Here is a 17,874-nt window from a genome sequence, read left to right as displayed (position 1 = left end):
TGACCGCCCCTGGCGGTCAACCACCCTCGCACGGCGTCCAGGTCGCGGTGACGCGATCGGCGCCATGACCCACCGCGTGGTCAGAGAATCGCTCCGGAGTCCCGGGGCGGAGCCTGGTCAACGGGCGCGACACGCCCGACCGCGGGGGTCGGCGGAAGTGGGCCTGTACCAGCCGGTACAGGCGCCCGCAACACAGCGGCATCGAGAGAAGGAACAGAAGCCACCATGGCGGGACAGAAGATCCGCATCCGGCTCAAGGCCTATGACCACGAGGTCGTCGACTCCTCGGCTCGGAAGATCGTCGAGACGGTGACGCGTACCGGGGCGCAGGTCGCTGGCCCGGTGCCGCTGCCCACGGAGATCAACCGTTTCTGCGTTATCCGCTCGCCGCACAAGTACAAGGACTCGCGCGAGCACTTCGAGATGCGCACGCACAAGCGGCTGATCGACATCATCGACCCGACCCCGAAGACGGTCGACTCGCTCATGCGCCTCGACCTGCCGGCTGGCGTCGACATCGAGATCAAGCTGTAGGGACCGGACAAATGGACAGGCAAGTCAAGGGGATCCTGGGCGCGAAGCTCGGCATGACCCAGGTCTGGGACAACAACAAGGTTGTCCCCGTGACCGTGGTTCAGGCCGGCCCCTGCGTCATCAGCCAGGTTCGTAGCGCCGAGAAGGACGGTTACTCCGCGGTCCAGTTGGCGTACGGCACGATCGACCCGCGCAAGGTGAAGAAGCCGATCAGCGGGCACTACGCGAAGGCGGACGTCGCCCCGCGCCGGCACATCGTCGAGCTGCGGACCACGGACGCCGCGGACTACTCGCTGGGCCAGGAGGTCACGGTCGAGGAGTTCCCCGCCGGCGTCACCATCGACGTCACCGGCAAGACCAAGGGCAAGGGCTACGCCGGCCCGATGAAGCGGCACGGCTTCCACGGTCTGCGCGCCAGCCACGGTGTGGAGCGCAAGCACCGCTCGCCGGGCTCCATCGGCGCCTGCGCCACCCCGGGTCGGGTCTTCAAGGGCACCCGGATGGCAGGTCGGATGGGTGGCGTCCGCTACACCGTCCAGAACCTGACGGTCCAGGCGATCGACACCGAGAACAACCTCCTGCTCGTCCGCGGCGCCATCCCCGGCCCGAAGGGCGCGCTGGTCCTGGTCCGTACCGCAGCCAAGGCCAAGGTGAAGAAGGGCGGTGCGGCCAAGTGACCACCGTTGACGTCCGCAACGTCGAGGGCGCCAAGAGCGGCTCCGTCGAGCTGCCGGCCGACATCTTCGACGTGCAGGCCAACATCGCGCTGATGCACCAGGTCGTGGTGGCTCAGCTCGCGGCGGCCCGGCAGGGCACGCACAAGGCCAAGACCCGCGGCGAGGTCTCCGGTGGAGGCAAGAAGCCGTACAAGCAGAAGGGCACCGGTCGTGCCCGCCAGGGCTCGACCCGCGCGCCGCAGTTCGCCGGCGGTGGCGTGGTCCACGGCCCGGTGCCGCGCGACTACAGCCAGCGCACCCCGAAGAAGATGAAGGCCGCCGCCCTGCGTGGCGCCCTCTCCGACCGGGCCCGCGCCGGCCAGGTGCACGTCGTCGAGGCGTTCGTCTCGGGCGAGAAGCCGTCGACCAAGGCCGCGCTGGCCACGCTGGCGAAGCTGACCGAGGCGCGGCGCGTCCTGGTCGTGCTGAGCAGCACCGACGAGCTGAACTGGGTGTCGCTGCGCAACGAGCCGCGGGTGCACCTGATCGAGGCCGGCCAGCTCAACACGTACGACGTGCTGGTGGCCGACGACGTGGTCTTCACCAAGGAGGCCCTGGACGAGTTCCTGGGCGTTCCCGCCGAGACCACCGAGGAGGGTGGCAAGTGAGCACGATCGCCGATCCGCGCGACATCATCGTCGCGCCGGTCGTCTCGGAGAAGAGCTACAGCGAGCTGAACCGCAACTGGTACACCTTCCTGGTGCACCCGGACGCCAACAAGACCGAGATCAAGATCGCTATCCAGCAGATCTTCAACGTCCGCGTCCTGTCGGTCAACACGCTCAACCGCGAGGGCAAGCGCAAGCGCACCAAGACCGGCTTCGGTCAGCGCAAGGCCACCAAGCGGGCGATCGTGAAGCTGGCTGACGGTGACCGTATCGAGGCCTTCGGCGGCCCGGTCAGCTGAGGGGTGTAGACAATGGCTATCCGTAAGTACAAGCCGACGACGCCGGGCCGGCGTGGCTCCAGCGTCGCCGACTTCGCCGAGATCACTCGGTCGACGCCCGAGAAGTCGCTGCTGGCTCCGCTGCCGAAGAAGGGCGGACGCAACGCCCACGGCCGGATCACCACCCGGCACCACGGTGGCGGCCACAAGCGCCAGTACCGTCTGATCGACTTCAAGCGGGTCGACAAGGACGGCGTGCCGGCGAAGGTCGCCCACATCGAGTACGACCCGAACCGCACCGCGCGCATCGCGCTGCTGCACTACGCCGACGGCGAGAAGCGCTACATCATCGCGCCGAAGGACCTGAAGCAGGGCGACGCGGTGGAGTCGGGCCCGGGCGCCGACATCAAGCCGGGCAACAACCTGCCGCTGCGCAACATCCCGGTCGGTACCACCATCCACAACGTGGAGCTGCGTCCGGGCGGCGGCGCCAAGCTGGCCCGCTCGGCCGGCGTCGGTATCCAGCTGCTCGGCCGTGAGGGCGCGTACGCGACCCTGCGCATGCCGTCCGGCGAGATCCGGCGCGTGGACGTGCGCTGCCGCGCCAGCATCGGCGAGATCGGCAACGCCGACCAGTCGAACATCAACTGGGGTAAGGCCGGCCGCATGCGGTGGAAGGGCAAGCGCCCGACCGTCCGTGGTGTCGCCATGAACCCGGTCGACCACCCGCACGGTGGTGGTGAGGGTAAGACCTCCGGTGGTCGCCACCCGGTGAACCCGCAGGGTAAGCCCGAGGGCCGCACCCGTCGTAAGGGCCAGCCGAGCGACCGGCTGATCGTCCGCCGCCGCTACGCCACGCGTAAGCGCGGCTGAGGGAGATAAGACATGCCTCGCAGCCTGAAGAAGGGCCCGTTCGTCGACGACCACCTGCTCAAGAAGGTGGAGACGCAGAACGACAAGGGCTCCAAGAACGTCATCAAGACCTGGTCGCGGCGCTCGACGATCATCCCCGAGATGCTGGGGCACACGATCGCCGTGCACGACGGGCGTAAGCACGTCCCGGTCTTCGTGACCGAGGCCATGGTCGGGCACAAGCTCGGCGAGTTCGCGCTGACCCGCACGTTCAAGGGTCACGAGAAGGACGACCGGAAGAGCCGCCGGCGCTGACGCCGCGGGCATACGGATAGAGGAACAAGGGGTTACAGCGATGCCAGGAAAGGGCGACGCTCCGGTGCTTCCGGGCGCGCGGGCGGTTGCGCGGCACGTGCGCATCTCGCCGATGAAGGCGCGCCGGGTGGTCAACCTCGTCCGCGGCCTGCCCGCGAAGGAGGCGCTCACGGTGCTGCAGTTCGCGCCGCAGGCTGCGAGCGAGCAGGTGTACAAGGTGCTCGCGAGCGCGATCGCCAACGCGGAGAACAACGAGCGGCTGGACCCCGACGCGCTGCTCGTCAGCGAGGCGTTCGTCGACGAGGGCCCGACCATGAAGCGGTTCCGGCCGCGGGCGCAGGGCCGGGCGTACCGGATCCGCAAGCGGACCTGCCACATCACCGTGGCGGTCGAGGCGGTGGCGCCGGCCGCGCCGAAGAAGTCGGCGAAGAAGGCCGCCCCGGCCAAGCAGGCCGAGGCCGCCGAGGGGCAGAGCACGACGGAGGGTGCCGAGTAATGGGTCAGAAGGTTCACCCCACTGGGTTCCGGCTCGGCATCTCGACCGACTGGAAGTCCCGCTGGTTCGCGGACAAGCTCTACAAGGACTACATCGGCGAGGACGTCAAGATCCGCCGGATGATGTCCAAGGGCCTGGAGCGCGCCGGCATTTCCAAGGTCGACATCGAGCGCACCCGGGACCGGGTCCGCGTCGACATCCACACCGCCCGGCCGGGCATCGTCATCGGCCGTAAGGGTGCGGAGGCCGACCGGATCCGGGGCGAGCTGGAGAAGCTCACCGGCAAGCAGGTGCAGCTGAACATCATCGAGGTGAAGAGCCCCGAGTCGGACGCGCAGCTGGTCGCCCAGGGCGTCGCCGAGCAGCTCTCCAGCCGGGTCAGCTTCCGTCGGGCCATGCGCAAGGCGATGCAGTCCGCGATGAAGAACCCGGTCTGCAAGGGCATCCGGGTGCAGGTCTCGGGTCGCCTCGGCGGCGCCGAGATGAGCCGGACCGAGTTCTACCGCGAGGGCCGGGTTCCGCTGCACACGCTGCGGGCCAACATCGAGTACGGCTTCTTCGAGGCCCGTACCACCTTCGGCCGGATCGGCGTGAAGGTCTGGATCTACAAGGGCGACGCCGTCCCGGGCCGGGAGGCTCCGGCCGAGGCGGCTCCGTCGCGCGGTCCGCGCCGTGACCGCGGCGACCGCCCCGAGCGGCCGCGCCGTGGCCGGTCGGGTTCGTCCGGCACGACCGCCGGTGGCACCGAGGCCGGCCGCGCTGCCGCGACCACCATCGCGCAGCAGGCGGAGACGCCCGCGGGCGAGCCGGTGGACGCCGGCGCCGTCGCCGCGGCCGCCACTCAGCCGGCAGAAACGCAGCAGGAGGGCTGACAGATGCTGATGCCGCGCAAGCCCCCGAAGGGCTTCCGCAAGCCGCACCACCCGGACCGCCACGGCGCGTCCAAGGGTGGTAACCGGGTGGTCTTCGGCGAGTTCGGGATCCAGGCTCTCGAGCCGGCGTACGTGACGAACCGCCAGATCGAGTCGGCGCGTATCGCGATGACCCGCCACATCAAGCGTGGCGGCAAGGTCTGGATCACGATCTTCCCGGACCAGGCCCTCACCAAGAAGCCGGCGGAAACCCGGATGGGTTCCGGTAAGGGTTCGCCCGAGTGGTGGGTCGCCAACGTCAAGCCGGGGCGGGTCCTCTTCGAGATGTCCTTCCCCAACGAGCAGATCGCGCGAGAGGCGATGCGTCGCGCGATCCACAAGCTCCCGATGAAGTGCCGCATTGTTACGCGCGAAGTGGGTGAATCCTGATGGCAGCGGGCGTCAAGGCCTCCGAGCTGCGTGAGCTCTCCGAGGAGGAGCTGGTCACAAAGCTGCGCGAGGCGAAGGCGGAGCTGTTCAACCTCCGCGTGCAGGCCGCAACCGGGCAGCTGGACAACAACCGGCGGCTGCAGGTCATCCGTCGGGAGATCGCCCGGATCTACACGATCATGCGTGAGCGTGAGCTGGGTCTCTCGGCCGCGCCGACTGAGGTGACTGCATCATGAGTGAGAACACCACCACCACCGCCGCCGCGCGGGCCCGCCGCAAGGTGCGTGAGGGCCTCGTGGTCAGCGACAAGATGGAAAAGACCGTCGTGGTCGAGGTCGAGGACCGGGTCAAGCACGCGCTGTACGGCAAGATCATGCGCCGGACCAGCAAGCTGAAGGTGCACGACGAGCAGAACTCGGCCGGCATCGGCGACCGGGTCCTGATCATGGAGACCCGGCCGCTCTCCGCCACCAAGCGGTGGCGGCTCGTGGAGATCCTCGAGAAGGCCAAGTAGCGAAGGCTCGAGCTCGGCCGGCATTCGGTCGGGCGCAGGTTCCGCCAGGCTCCGGCCGTCCCCCGGGCGGCCGGAGAACCGGCAGACATAGGAGATAGACGTGATTCAGCAGGAGTCGCGACTGCGCGTCGCCGACAACACGGGTGCCCGGGAGATCCTGTGCATCCGGGTTCTCGGTGGCTCCGGTCGGCGCTACGCGAGCATCGGCGACGTCATCGTGGCCACGGTCAAGGACGCGATCCCCGGTGCCGGTGTGAAGAAGGGCGACGTCGTCAAGGCCGTCGTCGTTCGCACCGCCAAGGAGAAGCGGCGGCCGGACGGCTCGTACATCCGCTTCGACGAGAACGCCGCCGTCATCATCAAGGACGGTGGGGACCCGCGCGGCACCCGTATCTTCGGCCCGGTCGGGCGCGAGCTGCGGGACAAGCGGTTCATGAAGATCATCTCTCTCGCGCCGGAGGTGTTGTGACCGTGAAGGTCAAGAAGGGCGACACGGTCGTCGTCATCGCCGGCAAGGACAAGGGTGCCAAGGGCAAGGTCATCGCGGCCTACCCGCGGCAGGACAAGGTCCTGGTCGAGGGCGTGAACCGGGTCAAGAAGCACACCCGCATCAGCACCACCCAGCGTGGCGCCAAGACCGGTGGCATCGTCACCCAGGAGGCCCCGATCCACGTCTCGAACGTGCAGGTCCTGGACTCCGACGGCAAGCCGACCCGCGTCGGTTACCGGATCGACGAGAACGGCCAGAAGGTCCGCATCGCGCGTAGCACCGGTAAGGACCTGTGATGACCACGGCTACCGAAACCCAGACCATGCCGCGCCTCAAGGAGCGGTACCGCAACGAGGTCGTGGCGAAGCTGCAGGAGCAGTACAGCTACGGCAACCCCATGCAGGTGCCCGGGCTCGTCAAGATCGTCGTCAACATGGGCGTCGGCGAGGCCGCTCGGGACGCCAAGCTGATCGACGGCGCGGTCCGCGACCTGGCCACCATCACCGGTCAGAAGCCGCTGGTGCGGAGGGCGACCAAGTCGATCGCGCAGTTCAAGCTCCGCGAGGGCATGCCGATCGGCGCGAAGGTGACCCTGCGGGGCGACCGGATGTGGGAGTTCCTGGACCGGCTGCTGTCCATCGCGCTGCCGCGTATCCGCGACTTCCGCGGCCTGGACGGGCGCAAGCTCGACGGGCACGGCAACTACACGTTCGGCCTGACCGAGCAGTCGGTGTTCCACGAGATCGACCAGGACAAGATCGATCGCCAGCGGGGCATGGACATCACGGTGGTCACGACCGCCACGACCGACGACGAGGGCCGGGCGCTGCTCAAGCTCCTGGGCTTCCCGTTCAAGGAGAACTGAGATGGCCAAGAAGGCGCTGATCCTCAAGGCGGCCGCGAAGCCGAAGTTCTCGGTTCGCGCGTACACCCGCTGCCAGCGGTGCGGGCGTCCGAAGGCGGTCTACCGCAAGTTCGGTCTCTGCCGGGTGTGCATCCGGGAGATGGCCCACCGCGGTGAGCTGCCCGGCGTGTCCAAGGCTTCCTGGTAATAGCCCGGCGCGCTTCGCGCGTCAGCTGAACTGTCTCTTCGCCGTAGGCCCCGGGCCCTGCCCGGGGAACCCCGGCGAGAAAGGTTGACGAATTCATGACGATGACCGACCCGATCGCAGACATGCTCACGCGTCTGCGTAACGCCAACCAGGCGTACCACGACCGGGTGACGATGCCCTACTCGAAGATCAAGGCGAACATCGCCGAGGTCCTCAAGGCCGAGGGTTACATCGCCACCTGGTCGGTCGAGGAGCCCGAGGAGGGCGCCGTCGGCAAGCGACTGGTCGTCGAGCTGAAGTACGGCCAGAACCGGGAGCGGAGCCTGGCCGGCATCAAGCGCGTGTCCAAGCCCGGTCTCCGGGTGTACGCCAAGTCGGACGGGCTCCCGCGGGTGCTCGGCGGGCTGGGCGTGGCGATCATTTCGACGTCCCAGGGGCTGCTCACCGACCGGCAGGCCCGCAAGCGGAGCGTTGGCGGGGAAGTCCTCGCCTTCGTCTGGTAACGGGAGACAGGTAGAAATGTCGCGTATTGGACGTAAGTCGATCCCGGTGCCGTCCGGCGTCGAGATCACGATCGACGGCCAGACCGTCAAGGTCAAGGGCCCCAAGGGCGAGCTGTCGCACACGCTCGCCGAGCCCATCACGGCGGAGCGCGCCGAGGACGGCCAGCTGCACGTCAACCGGCCGAACGACGAGCGCAAGGCCAAGGAGCTGCACGGCCTGAGCCGTACCCTGGTCGCCAACATGATCGTGGGCGTGACCGAGGGCTACCGCAAGAGCCTGGAGATCGCCGGTACCGGTTACCGCGTCACCGCCAAGGGCAAGGACCTGGAGTTCGCGCTCGGGTTCTCGCACCCGGTGCTGGTGCCCGCCCCGGACGGCATCACCTTCACGGTCGAGAAGCCGACCCTGTTCCACGTGGCCGGCATCGACAAGCAGCAGGTCGGCGAGGTCGCCGCCAACATCCGGAAGATCCGCCCGCCGGAGCCCTACAAGGGCAAGGGCGTGAAGTACCAGGGCGAGGTCATCCGCCGTAAGGCTGGAAAGGCAGGTAAGAAGTGAGCGCCACGCTGCTCAAGCGCCGCCGCGGCGTTGCCGCCAAGCGCGCCGTCGGGCGTGCGCGCCGGCACTTCCGGGTCCGCAAGAACGTCAGCGGCACCACCGAGCGTCCCCGCCTGGTCGTCACCCGGTCCCTGCGGCACATCGTCGCCCAGATCGTGGACGACACCAAGGGTCACACCCTGGCGTCGGCCTCGACCATGGACGCCTCGCTGCGCGGCGCCGAGGGCGACAAGAGCGCCCTGGCCGGCAAGGTCGGCGCTCTGCTCGCCGAGCGGGCCAAGGCCGCCGGCGTCTCGAAGGTCGTCTTCGACCGCGGTGGCAACCGGTACGCGGGGCGGGTCGCCGCGCTTGCCGACGCCGCCCGCGAAGCCGGGCTCGAGTTCTAGAAACCCCGTCACGAGAGAGAAGGAAGGCTGCTGATGCCAGGTCAACAGCGCCGTGGCGGCGGGTCCGGTGGCAACGAGGGTGGTCGCCGCGACAACCGCCGTGAGGGCGGCCGCGGAAACGCGCCCGTCGAGAAGACCCCGCACCTCGAGCGGGTCGTCGCGATCAACCGCGTCGCCAAGGTCGTGAAGGGTGGTCGTCGCTTCAGCTTCACCGCCCTGGTGATCGTGGGCGACGGCGACGGCACCGTCGGCGTGGGCTACGGAAAGGCCAAGGAGGTGCCCGCGGCGATCGCCAAGGGTGTCGAGGAGGCCAAGAAGCACTTCTTCAAGGTGCCGCGGATCGGCCAGTCGATCCCGCACCCGGTGCAGGGCGAGGACGCGGCCGGTGTGGTGCTGCTCAAGCCGGCCTCGGCCGGTACGGGTGTCATCGCCGGCGGTCCGGTGCGTGCCGTGCTGGAGTGCGCGGGCATCCACGACGTGCTCTCCAAGAGCCTCGGCTCGTCCAACCCGATCAACATCGTGCACGCCACGGTGGCGGCTCTGAAGGGCCTCGAGTCCCCGGAGCAGGTCGCGGCCCGTCGTGGTCTGCCGGTCGAGGACGTCGCGCCGGCCGCCATGCTGGCGTCGCGGGCGGGGGTGGCGTCCTGATGGCGCGCCTGAAGGTCACCCAGGTCCGGTCCGAGATCGGGACCAAGAAGAACCAGCGTGACTCGCTGCGTTCGCTCGGTCTCAAGCGGATCAACGACGTGGTGGTCAAGGAGGACCGTCCGGAGATCCGCGGCATGATCTTCACGGTCAACCACCTCGTGAAGGTCGAGGAGGTCGAGTAATGACGATCAAGGTGCACCACCTGCGTCCGGCGCCCGGGGCCAAGACCGACAAGACCCGCGTGGGTCGCGGTGAGGGCTCGAAGGGCAAGACCGCCGGTCGCGGTACCAAGGGTTCGAAGGCCCGGAAGAACATCTCGCCGGCGTTCGAGGGTGGGCAGATGCCCATCCACATGCGCCTGCCGAAGATGAAGGGCTTCAAGAACAAGTTCAAGGTCGTCTTCCAGGTGGTCAACCTGGACCGGCTCGCCGAGCTCTTCCCGAACGGGGGCCAGATCGGCCCGGTCGAGATGGTCGAGGCCGGCGCGGTCCGCAAGGGCCAGCCGGTCAAGGTGCTCGGCACCGGCGACCTCGGTGGGGTGGCGCTCCAGGTGTCGGCGCACGCGTTCAGCGCGTCGGCCAAGGAGAAGATCACCGCCGCCGGCGGCTCGGTCACCGAGCTGTAGAGGCAGTGAACGTGACGCCCGCTCAGTTGTGCGCAACTGGGCGGGCGTCATGGTCTACCTGGCAGATGTGCGCCGGGTAACATCGGATTCGTTTTATGTAGCCGGGCACATCTGCCCGGACCGGGGTGGGGCTGTTAGAGTCCCATCCCAGCCATGGATATCGGGCACTCGCCCGGCACCCACCCCGCTCCGCCAGGGATCACCACCGGCGGCCCGCGTCGCGCAGGAGGAAGAAGTTGCTGTCCGCCTTTCTCAGTGCGTTCCGTACGCCTGACCTGCGCAAGAAGCTGCTGTTCACAGTAGGCATCATTGCGGTCTACCGGCTCGGCGCCACGCTGCCCAGCCCGGGCGTCTCGTACGGCAACGTGCAGAAGTGCCTCGACACCCTCCAGGGTGGCAGCACCGGTGTGCTGAACCTGCTGGATCTCTTCTCGGGTGGCGCGCTGCTGCAGCTGTCGGTCTTCGCGCTCGGCATCATGCCGTACATCACCGCGTCGATCATCCTGCAGCTGCTGACGGTGGTCATCCCGCGGCTGGAGCAGCTCCGCAAGGAGGGCCAGGCCGGCCAGGCGAAGATCACCCAGTACACCCGGTACCTGACCCTGGGCCTGGGCATCCTGCAGTCGTCGGCGTTCGTGGCGCTGGCCCGCTCCGGCCAGCTCTTCAACAACCAGTGCGACCAGTTCCCGATCGTCCCCAAGGACACCGGGATCCCGGACTGGCTGACGCTGACCATCCTGGTCATGACCATGACCGCCGGCACCGGTGTGGTGATGTGGCTCGGCGAGCTGATCACCGACCGCGGCGTCGGCAACGGCATGTCCGTCCTGATCTTCACCTCGATCGCGGCCCGGCTCCCCAGCGAGGGCTGGAAGATCAAGACCACCAAGGGCTGGGGGATGTTCTTCCTCGTCATCGCCCTGGTCCTGCTGGTCATCACCGCGGTCACCTTCATCGAGCAGGCGCAGCGCCGGATCCCGGTGCAGTACGCCAAGCGCATGATCGGCCGGCGGATGTACGGCGGCACCTCCACCTACATCCCGCTGAAGGTGAACCAGGCCGGCGTCATCCCGGTCATCTTCGCCTCGTCGCTGCTCTACCTGCCGACGCTCATCCTTCAGTTCTTCGACCAGACCAACCCGGGGAAGACCCAGGCCTGGATCCAGAACCACATCGTGAAGGCGAGCGCGCCGGAGCACATCGCGATCTACTTCCTGCTGATCATCTTCTTCACGTACTTCTACGTGTCGATCACGTTCAACCCGACCGAGGTCGCGGACAACATGAAGAAGTACGGCGGCTTCGTGCCGGGCATCCGCCCCGGCAAGCCGACTGCCGAGTACCTCGACTTCATCCTGAGCCGGATCACCCTGCCGGGCGCGCTCTACCTGGGCATCATCGCGATCCTGCCGAACTTCTTCTTCATCTGGCTCGACAACCAGCAGTTCCAGAACTTCCCGTTCGGCGGCACCGCTGTGCTCATCATGGTCGGCGTCGGTCTCGAGACCGTGAAGCAGATCGAGAGCCAACTCATGCAGCGGAACTACGAAGGGTTCCTGCGGTAGATGCGACTCGTTCTGGTTGGCCCGCCGGGCGCGGGCAAGGGCACACAGGCGGAGTTCATCGCCGCCCACCTGTCGGTGCCGAAGATCTCGACCGGTGACATCTTCCGCGCCAACGTCTCCCAGGGCACGCACCTGGGGGTCGAGGCGAAGCGCTACATGGACGCCGGCAAGCTGGTCCCGGACGAGGTCACCATCAACATGGTGCGGGACCGGCTCGCCGAGCCGGACGCCAGCGAGGGCTTCCTGCTCGACGGCTTCCCGCGGACCACGCCGCAGGCCGCCGCGCTGGACAAGCTCCTCGCCGACCTGGGTACCGCCCTGGACCTGGTGCTGGAGCTGGTCGTCGACGACGACGAGGTGATCCGGCGGCTGTCCGGCCGGCGTACCTGCCGCGGCTGCGGCAAGATCTGGCACGTCGAGTTCGACGCCACCACCCGGGAGGGCGTCTGCGACCGATGCGGCGCCGAGCTGTTCCAGCGCGACGACGACAAGCCCGAGACCATCGCCGCCCGGCTCCGGGAGTACGCCGAGAAGACCGCGCCGCTGGTCGACTACTACGGCGCCCAGGGCAAGCTGGTGGGCATCGACGCCACCGGCCCGGTGGAGGACGTCACCGTCCGCGCCATCGACGCCCTGCGCTCGTACGGCGGCTGACGTCCCGCCGGCGGCCCCGGCGGATAGAGTGCGAACAGCGGGGTACGTGCGACGTGCCCCGCTGTTCCGCGCAACGAAAGGTAACGCCTCCATGCGTCGTCCCCAGCTGGACATCCAGCTGAAGACCCCCGACCAGATCGAGATGATGCGGGCGGCCGGTCTGGTGGTCGCCCGTGCGCTGCGTCGGATGCGGGAGGCGGTCGCCCCGGGCGTGACCACCGCCGACCTGGACGCGATCGCCGAGTCGACCATCCGGGAGGCCGGCGCCGTCCCCTCGTTCAAGGGCTACCACGGCTTCCCGGCGTCGATCTGCTCGTCGGTGAACGAGCAGGTGGTGCACGCGATCCCCGCGTCGAGCCAGGTGCTGCGCGAGGGCGACCTGATCTCGATCGACTGCGGCGCGGTGCTGAACGGCTGGCACGGCGACGCCGCCATCACCGTCGGCGTCGGCGAGGTCGACCCGGCCCTGCTGAAGATGGCCGCGGTGGCCGAGGACGCGATGTGGGCCGGGATCGCGGCCGCCGCGCGGGGCGCGGCCAGCGGCAAGGGGCGGCTCACCGACATCTCCCACGCGGTGGAGAACGCGGTCCGCAAGGGCGGCCGGTACGGCATCGTCGACGGGTACGGCGGCCACGGGATCGGCACGGAGATGCACCAGGACCCGCACGTGCTCAACCACGGCCGGCCGGGGAAGGGTCCCCGGCTGGTGCCGGGGATGGCCCTCGCGATCGAGCCGATGATCACGATGGGCTCGCCCCGCACGGTGGAGCTGGCCGACGGCTGGACCGTGGTGACCCGCGACGGGTCCATGGCGGCGCACGTCGAGCACTCGATGGCCCTGCTGGACGACGGGGTGTGGGTGCTGACCGCCGAGGACGGCGGCCGGTCCCGGCTCGGCGACCTGGTCACCGCGCGGCAGTCCGCGGACTCCCCGGCCGTCTGACCGGCTGACTGAGGGTCCACCCACGGCCTGACCGGCCCGGGCTGCGGCGGTCCGCGGCCGCTTGTCGCAGCGGCACCCCGGACTTCCGCAACCCGAGATCGCACCGCCCGTCACCTTCGTCCGGAACCGCCTCCCGCGGGGTGGCGTCGCGGTGTCATGCTTGCCTTCATGGAGCGGGGCACGATGCGCGCGGCCGACGCGGACCGGGAGGCCACGGCCGAACGGCTCCGGGTGGCGCTGGAGGAGGGCCGGCTCGACCTCCACGAGTACGACGAGCGCCTGGGCCGGGCCTACGGCGCGAAGACGTACGCCGAGCTGGACGCGGTCCTGGCGGACCTGCCCGGGTCGACCCCCGCGCAACGCGCCGCGGTGGCACCGGCCGCGGCGCCGGCGCCGCCCACCGCGCCCACGGCGGGCGCGACGGGCGAGGGTGGCCGGGCCGTCGACACCGGGCAGGGCGGCGGCTGGCTGCTCGGGGTCTGGTCGCCGTGGCTGCGGGTGGCGGGCATCCTCACGGTGATCTGGTTGATCTCCTCCGTCGGCTCGGGGGACATGGGCCACTTCTGGCCGGCCTGGGTGCTCGGCCCCTGGGGAGTGCTCCTGCTGCTGCGCACCGCCGGCGGTCACGATCATGACGCCTGGCGGCACGAGCGGCGGAGGCGCCGCCGGCGGCGGTGACCCGCCCGGGGTGTGCCGGGCGTCACAGCAGGTCGGTGCGGACTGGCGGATTCCTCCGCCGGAGTGATCCGACGGCCGGCCGGTTTGGCGACGGCGCGCAGGCGGGCGTAGACTTTCTGATCGGCGCACAGCGTCCACTCCGGCATGCCCACCCGCGCTTCGGTGGGAGTCGGAGCCGCGGCTGGCGCGGGTGATTCCGATCTTGGTCGATCATCCGTGTAAGACGTTGTGGGCCGTCCGGAGCAACCGACGTCAGGACAGCGGAGGACATGCCGAAAAAAGACGGAGCCATCGAGATCGAGGGTCGGGTCATCGAGCCCCTGCCGAACGCCATGTTCCGGGTGGAGCTCGCGAACGGTCACAAGGTGCTGGCTCACATCAGCGGCAAGATGCGGCAGCACTACATCCGCATCCTGCCGGAGGACCGGGTCGTCGTCGAACTCTCGCCGTACGACCTGACCCGCGGGCGCATCGTCTACCGCTACAAGTAAGCCTGGCGGCGGCCGGGACAATCCCGTGTCCGTCTTCGACGTCCGGCGTCGCGCACCGTCGCGTCTCCGGGCCAGATGGGAAGTAAGGCAACCGTGAAGGTCAAGCCGAGCGTCAAGAGGATCTGCAACAAGTGCCGGGTGATCCGCCGGCACGGCCGGGTCATGGTCATCTGCCAGGACCCGCGCCACAAGCAGCGCCAGGGCTGACGCCCCGCACATCATCAGCTCGTCCCAGCCGCGAGCGGTACGCAGCGCGTACCCCCTCGTTGTTGACCCCCGGTCGGAGGCCGGGGCCCGCTCGGGCAGCGACCACTCCCGGTCGCCGGCGCGTGACGCCGGAAGGACAGGGACGGTCGGTAGCGGGGTGGGACGGGTCCACACCTCCGCCACAACATCACGAGGAGTACGCCCGCACATGGCACGTCTAGTCGGCGTGGACCTCCCCCGCGAGAAGCGGATGGAGATCGCGCTCACCTACATCTTCGGGGTCGGTCGTACCCGCGCCCTGGAGACGCTCGCCGCGACCGGCATCTCGCCGGACAAGCGCGTTCGGGACCTCACGGACGAGGAGCTGGTCGAGCTCCGGAACCACATCGAGGCCAACTACAAGGTTGAAGGCGACCTGCGCCGCGAGGTCGCCGCTGACATCCGCCGCAAGGTCGAGATCGGCTGCTACGCCGGCATCCGGCACCGCCGTGGTCTGCCCGTGCGTGGTCAGCGCACCAAGACCAACGCGCGGACCCGGAAGGGCCCGAAGCGGACCGTCGCCGGCAAGAAGAAGCCCGGCAAGAAGTAACTAGGAGCGCACAGACTTATGCCACCGAAGGCTCGTGCCGGAGCCGCTGTCAAGAAGGTCCGGCGCAAGGAACGCAAGAACGTCGCCCACGGGCAGGCGCACATCAAGAGCACCTTCAACAACACCATCGTGTCCATCACGGACCCGACCGGTGCGGTCATCTCCTGGGCCTCCTCGGGCCAGGTGGGCTTCAAGGGCTCCCGCAAGTCGACCCCGTTCGCCGCGCAGCTGGCCGCCGAGGCCGCCGCGCGTCGGGCCATGGAGCACGGCATGCGCAAGGTCGACGTGTTCGTCAAGGGCCCCGGCTCCGGCCGGGAGACCGCCATCCGTTCGCTGCAGGCCGCGGGCCTCGAGGTCGGGCAGATCTCCGACGTCACCCCGCAGCCGCACAACGGGTGCCGTCCGCCGAAGCGTCGCCGGGTCTGAGAGGTTAGAGAGAGATGGCTCGTTACACCGGTGCTGACTGCCGCCGTTGCCGGCGGGAGAAGATGAAGCTGTTCCTCAAGGGCAGCAAGTGCGATGGCCCGAAGTGCCCGTTCGAGTCCCGGCCGTTCCCGCCCGGGCAGCACGGCCGCGGCCGCACCAAGGAGACGGAGTACCTGCTCCAGCTCCGTGAGAAGCAGAAGGCTCGCCGGGTCTACGGCGTGCTGGAGAAGCAGTTCCGCGGCTACTACGAGGAGGCCGTGGGCAAGAAGGCCAAGACCGGCGAGGTCCTCCTGCAGATCCTCGAGTCGCGGCTGGACAACGTGGTCTACCGGGCCGGCTACGCCAAGTCCCGGGACATGGCCCGTCAGCTGGTCAAGCACGGCCACTTCACGGTGAACGGCAAGAAGGTCGACATCCCGTCGTACCGCGTCAAGGAGCACGACATCATCGAGGTCCGGGGCAAGAGCAAGGAGCTCACCCCGTTCATCGTGGCGCAGGCCGAGGCCGGCTCCCGGACGGTTCCCGCGTGGCTCGAGGCGATCCCCAGCCAGATGAAGATCCTCGTGCACTCGCTCCCGGCCCGCCAGGTGATCGACACCCAGGTCCAGGAGCAGCTGATCGTCGAGCTCTACTCCAAGTAAGGGCTCGTTGCGGTGGCCCGCCCTCCCGGGCGGGCCACCGGAACAGTTTGTCGGGCGTCATATGGCGGGCGCCCCGGAAGAGAAGAGAAAAGATGCTCATCAGCCAGCGACCGTCTCTCTCCGAAGAGTCGATCAACGAGACCCGCTCCCGGTTCACCATCGAGCCGCTGGAGCCGGGCTTCGGCTACACCCTGGGCAACTCGCTGCGGCGTACGCTGCTGTCGTCCATCCCGGGCGCGGCCGTCACCTCGATCAAGATCGACGGTGTGCTGCACGAGTTCACCACGATCCCCGGGGTCAAGGAGGACGTGGTCGAGCTCGTCATGAACATCAAGGAGCTCTGCGTCAGCTCCGAGCACGACGAGCCGGTCAGCATGTACCTGCGCAAGCAGGGCCCGGGCGACGTGACCGCCGGTGACATCCAGCCCCCGGCCGGTGTCTCGGTGCACAACCCGGACCTGAAGCTCGCGACCCTCAACGGCAAGGGCCGGCTCGACATGGAGCTGACCGTCGAGCGGGGCCGCGGCTACGTCACCGCCGCGCAGAACAAGCAGGCGGGCGCCGAGATCGGCCGGATCCCGGTCGACTCGATCTACTCGCCGGTGCTCAAGGTGACGTACCGCGTCGAGGCGACCCGCGTCGAGCAGCGGACCGACTTCGACCGGCTGATCATCGACGTCGAGACCAAGCCGTCGATGGGCCCGCGTACCGCGCTGGCCTCCGCCGGCTCGACGCTGGTGGAGCTGTTCGGGCTGGCCCGGGAGCTGGACGAGACCGCCGAGGGCATCGACATCGGGCCGTCCCCGCAGGACGCCCAGCTGGCCGCGGACCTGGCTCTGCCGATCGAGGAGCTGGACCTGACCGTCCGCTCCTACAACTGCCTCAAGCGCGAGGGCATCAACTCCGTTGGTGAGCTGATCGGGCGTACCGAGGCGGACCTCCTCGACATCCGGAACTTCGGTCAGAAGTCGATCGACGAGGTCAAGATGAAGCTCGCCGGGATGGGCCTGGGGCTGAAGGACTCGGCTCCGAACTTCGACCCGGCGCACGTCGTGGACGCCTTCGGCGAGGCCGACTACGACACCGACGACTACCGCGAGACCGAGCAGCTCTAAGTCCGGCTGCCGCCACATCTGAGGAGCACCAACAATGCCCACGCCCACCAAGGGCCCCCGCCTCGGCGGCAGCCCCGCGCACGAGCGGCTGATGCTGGCCAACCTGGCCACTGCGCTGTTCCAGCACGGCAAGATCCAGACCACCGAGACGAAGGCCCGGCGGCTGCGTCCGCTGGCCGAGCAGCTCATCACCAAGGCCAAGCGGGGCGACCTCGCCGCGCGCCGGCGGGTGCTGGGCGTCGTCAAGGACAAGGACGTGGTCTACGCCCTGTTCGACCAGATCGCGCCCCGGTACGCCAACCGCAACGGCGGCTACACCCGGATCGTGAAGACCGGTCCGCGCAAGGGTGACGCCGCTCCGATGGCGATCATCGAGCTGGTCGAGGAGCTTCAGGTCGCCGAGCCGAAGGCGAACAAGAAGACCGCCGCCCGCAAGGCCGCGCAGCAGGACAAGGTCGAGGCCCTGGCCCCGGCCGAGGAGACCCCGGCGTCGGCCCCGGCCGACCAGGACTCCGAGCCGCCGGTGCACGCCTCCGGTGACACCGCCGAGGCGCGCGAGGACAGCGACGAGGCCGGCGAGAACGACAAGGCCTGAGTCCCGGTGGCCGACCGGCTCCCCGCCCTGGCCACCCTCACCCTGCTGACCGCGATCTGTGTGGGCATGGTGGCCATCGAGGTGGTGGTCTTC

Annotated in this window: 32 protein-coding genes; all 32 read left to right on the top strand. The window is 68.9% G+C overall.

Annotation, left to right across the window (positions count from 1 at the left end; genetic code table 11):
• The first annotated feature begins 225 nt into the window (after positions 1–225).
• The 32 genes from rpsJ (at position 226) to rplQ (ending at position 17,781) form a co-directional block, all read left to right on the top strand.
• On the top strand, positions 226–534 hold the full coding sequence (gene rpsJ, locus ACWEVO_RS09470) for a 30S ribosomal protein S10 (RefSeq protein WP_007073037.1): 309 nt from the start codon (positions 226–228) through the stop codon (positions 532–534).
• Positions 535–545: 11 nt separating this feature from the next.
• Entirely contained in the window at positions 546–1,211 is a 666-nt protein-coding gene (gene rplC, locus ACWEVO_RS09465) for a 50S ribosomal protein L3 (protein WP_452307087.1), read from the top strand.
• Positions 1,208–1,858, top strand: coding sequence for a 50S ribosomal protein L4 (gene rplD, locus ACWEVO_RS09460; protein ID WP_452307086.1), 651 nt, complete (start codon positions 1,208–1,210; stop codon positions 1,856–1,858). Before rplC ends, rplD begins: the two co-directional genes overlap by 4 nt.
• Positions 1,855–2,157 (top strand): 50S ribosomal protein L23, encoded by a 303-nt coding sequence (gene rplW, locus ACWEVO_RS09455; RefSeq protein ID WP_091666204.1) that lies wholly within the window; start codon positions 1,855–1,857, stop codon positions 2,155–2,157. Before rplD ends, rplW begins: the two co-directional genes overlap by 4 nt.
• A 12-nt stretch (positions 2,158–2,169) precedes the next feature.
• Positions 2,170–3,009, top strand: a complete 840-nt coding sequence (gene rplB, locus ACWEVO_RS09450) for a 50S ribosomal protein L2 (protein WP_046567215.1) — start codon at positions 2,170–2,172, stop codon at positions 3,007–3,009.
• A gap of 12 nt (positions 3,010–3,021) precedes the next feature.
• Positions 3,022–3,303: a 30S ribosomal protein S19 gene (rpsS, locus tag ACWEVO_RS09445; protein WP_007073032.1), complete on the top strand. Its 282-nt coding sequence runs from the start codon at positions 3,022–3,024 to the stop codon at positions 3,301–3,303.
• Between the two features lie 40 nt (positions 3,304–3,343).
• Positions 3,344–3,799 (top strand): 50S ribosomal protein L22, encoded by a 456-nt coding sequence (gene rplV, locus ACWEVO_RS09440; RefSeq protein ID WP_073834929.1) that lies wholly within the window; start codon positions 3,344–3,346, stop codon positions 3,797–3,799.
• Entirely contained in the window at positions 3,799–4,671 is an 873-nt protein-coding gene (gene rpsC, locus ACWEVO_RS09435; RefSeq protein ID WP_091262800.1) for a 30S ribosomal protein S3, read from the top strand. Before rplV ends, rpsC begins: the two co-directional genes overlap by 1 nt.
• Positions 4,672–4,674: 3 nt before the next feature.
• Entirely contained in the window at positions 4,675–5,100 is a 426-nt protein-coding gene (rplP, locus tag ACWEVO_RS09430; RefSeq protein WP_073834927.1) for a 50S ribosomal protein L16, read from the top strand.
• On the top strand, positions 5,100–5,336 hold the full coding sequence (gene rpmC / locus ACWEVO_RS09425; RefSeq protein WP_007073028.1) for a 50S ribosomal protein L29: 237 nt from the start codon (positions 5,100–5,102) through the stop codon (positions 5,334–5,336). Before rplP ends, rpmC begins: the two co-directional genes overlap by 1 nt.
• On the top strand, positions 5,333–5,614 hold the full coding sequence (gene rpsQ / locus ACWEVO_RS09420) for a 30S ribosomal protein S17 (protein WP_355347932.1): 282 nt from the start codon (positions 5,333–5,335) through the stop codon (positions 5,612–5,614). The genes rpmC and rpsQ overlap by 4 nt, the downstream gene beginning before the upstream one ends.
• 100 nt (positions 5,615–5,714) lie before the next feature.
• Positions 5,715–6,083, top strand: coding sequence for a 50S ribosomal protein L14 (gene rplN, locus ACWEVO_RS09415; protein WP_007073026.1), 369 nt, complete (start codon positions 5,715–5,717; stop codon positions 6,081–6,083).
• Positions 6,080–6,400: a 50S ribosomal protein L24 gene (gene rplX, locus ACWEVO_RS09410; RefSeq protein ID WP_172896341.1), complete on the top strand. Its 321-nt coding sequence runs from the start codon at positions 6,080–6,082 to the stop codon at positions 6,398–6,400. Before rplN ends, rplX begins: the two co-directional genes overlap by 4 nt.
• Positions 6,400–6,969 (top strand): 50S ribosomal protein L5, encoded by a 570-nt coding sequence (gene rplE / locus ACWEVO_RS09405; protein ID WP_452307085.1) that lies wholly within the window; start codon positions 6,400–6,402, stop codon positions 6,967–6,969. Before rplX ends, rplE begins: the two co-directional genes overlap by 1 nt.
• Before the next feature lies 1 nt (position 6,970).
• Positions 6,971–7,156: a type Z 30S ribosomal protein S14 gene (locus ACWEVO_RS09400; protein ID WP_007073023.1), complete on the top strand. Its 186-nt coding sequence runs from the start codon at positions 6,971–6,973 to the stop codon at positions 7,154–7,156.
• A 95-nt stretch (positions 7,157–7,251) separates the two neighbouring features.
• On the top strand, positions 7,252–7,659 hold the full coding sequence (gene rpsH, locus ACWEVO_RS09395; RefSeq protein WP_013288624.1) for a 30S ribosomal protein S8: 408 nt from the start codon (positions 7,252–7,254) through the stop codon (positions 7,657–7,659).
• 16 nt (positions 7,660–7,675) lie between these two features.
• Positions 7,676–8,218 carry a 50S ribosomal protein L6 gene (gene rplF, locus ACWEVO_RS09390; protein ID WP_452307084.1) on the top strand — a complete coding sequence of 181 codons (543 nt, stop codon included), beginning with the start codon at positions 7,676–7,678 and terminating at the stop codon, positions 8,216–8,218.
• Positions 8,215–8,604, top strand: coding sequence for a 50S ribosomal protein L18 (gene rplR, locus ACWEVO_RS09385; protein WP_189195426.1), 390 nt, complete (start codon positions 8,215–8,217; stop codon positions 8,602–8,604). Before rplF ends, rplR begins: the two co-directional genes overlap by 4 nt.
• A gap of 33 nt (positions 8,605–8,637) precedes the next feature.
• A complete protein-coding gene (gene rpsE, locus ACWEVO_RS09380) occupies positions 8,638–9,252 on the top strand; it encodes a 30S ribosomal protein S5 (RefSeq protein ID WP_091290339.1) in 615 nt (204 codons plus the stop codon).
• Positions 9,252–9,434 carry a 50S ribosomal protein L30 gene (rpmD, locus tag ACWEVO_RS09375; protein WP_013473693.1) on the top strand — a complete coding sequence of 61 codons (183 nt, stop codon included), beginning with the start codon at positions 9,252–9,254 and terminating at the stop codon, positions 9,432–9,434. The genes rpsE and rpmD overlap by 1 nt, the downstream gene beginning before the upstream one ends.
• The gene (rplO, locus tag ACWEVO_RS09370) at positions 9,434–9,877 is read left to right on the top strand and encodes a 50S ribosomal protein L15 (protein ID WP_452307083.1); all 444 of its coding nucleotides are present in this window, start codon (positions 9,434–9,436) and stop codon (positions 9,875–9,877) included. Before rpmD ends, rplO begins: the two co-directional genes overlap by 1 nt.
• A gap of 236 nt (positions 9,878–10,113) precedes the next feature.
• Positions 10,114–11,442 (top strand): preprotein translocase subunit SecY, encoded by a 1,329-nt coding sequence (gene secY / locus ACWEVO_RS09365; RefSeq protein WP_452307082.1) that lies wholly within the window; start codon positions 10,114–10,116, stop codon positions 11,440–11,442.
• Complete coding sequence (locus ACWEVO_RS09360; RefSeq protein WP_452307081.1) at positions 11,443–12,096, top strand: adenylate kinase; 654 nt, start codon at positions 11,443–11,445, stop codon at positions 12,094–12,096.
• Positions 12,097–12,187: 91 nt separating this feature from the next.
• Positions 12,188–13,039, top strand: a complete 852-nt coding sequence (gene map / locus ACWEVO_RS09355) for a type I methionyl aminopeptidase (RefSeq protein WP_452307080.1) — start codon at positions 12,188–12,190, stop codon at positions 13,037–13,039.
• Between the two features lie 168 nt (positions 13,040–13,207).
• Positions 13,208–13,717, top strand: a complete 510-nt coding sequence (locus ACWEVO_RS09350; protein WP_452307079.1) for a DUF1707 SHOCT-like domain-containing protein — start codon at positions 13,208–13,210, stop codon at positions 13,715–13,717.
• Positions 13,718–13,986: 269 nt separating this feature from the next.
• Positions 13,987–14,208, top strand: coding sequence for a translation initiation factor IF-1 (gene infA / locus ACWEVO_RS09345; RefSeq protein WP_007073013.1), 222 nt, complete (start codon positions 13,987–13,989; stop codon positions 14,206–14,208).
• 93 nt (positions 14,209–14,301) lie between these two features.
• A complete protein-coding gene (gene rpmJ / locus ACWEVO_RS09340) occupies positions 14,302–14,415 on the top strand; it encodes a 50S ribosomal protein L36 (protein WP_073834917.1) in 114 nt (37 codons plus the stop codon).
• 208 nt (positions 14,416–14,623) lie between these two features.
• Positions 14,624–15,004: a 30S ribosomal protein S13 gene (gene rpsM, locus ACWEVO_RS09335; protein ID WP_265005373.1), complete on the top strand. Its 381-nt coding sequence runs from the start codon at positions 14,624–14,626 to the stop codon at positions 15,002–15,004.
• A gap of 18 nt (positions 15,005–15,022) precedes the next feature.
• Positions 15,023–15,430, top strand: a complete 408-nt coding sequence (gene rpsK / locus ACWEVO_RS09330; protein WP_014440747.1) for a 30S ribosomal protein S11 — start codon at positions 15,023–15,025, stop codon at positions 15,428–15,430.
• Positions 15,431–15,444: 14 nt separating this feature from the next.
• A complete protein-coding gene (rpsD, locus tag ACWEVO_RS09325) occupies positions 15,445–16,071 on the top strand; it encodes a 30S ribosomal protein S4 (protein WP_452307078.1) in 627 nt (208 codons plus the stop codon).
• 92 nt (positions 16,072–16,163) lie between these two features.
• A complete protein-coding gene (locus ACWEVO_RS09320) occupies positions 16,164–17,186 on the top strand; it encodes a DNA-directed RNA polymerase subunit alpha (protein ID WP_007073009.1) in 1,023 nt (340 codons plus the stop codon).
• A gap of 34 nt (positions 17,187–17,220) precedes the next feature.
• Positions 17,221–17,781 (top strand): 50S ribosomal protein L17, encoded by a 561-nt coding sequence (rplQ, locus tag ACWEVO_RS09315; RefSeq protein WP_452307077.1) that lies wholly within the window; start codon positions 17,221–17,223, stop codon positions 17,779–17,781.
• Positions 17,782–17,874 lie beyond the last annotated feature (93 nt).

The organism is Micromonospora sp. NPDC003776 (assembly GCF_053605645.1).
Note: the sequence above shows the minus strand (reverse complement) of the source record. Positions and strands in the feature narration are given on the sequence as shown.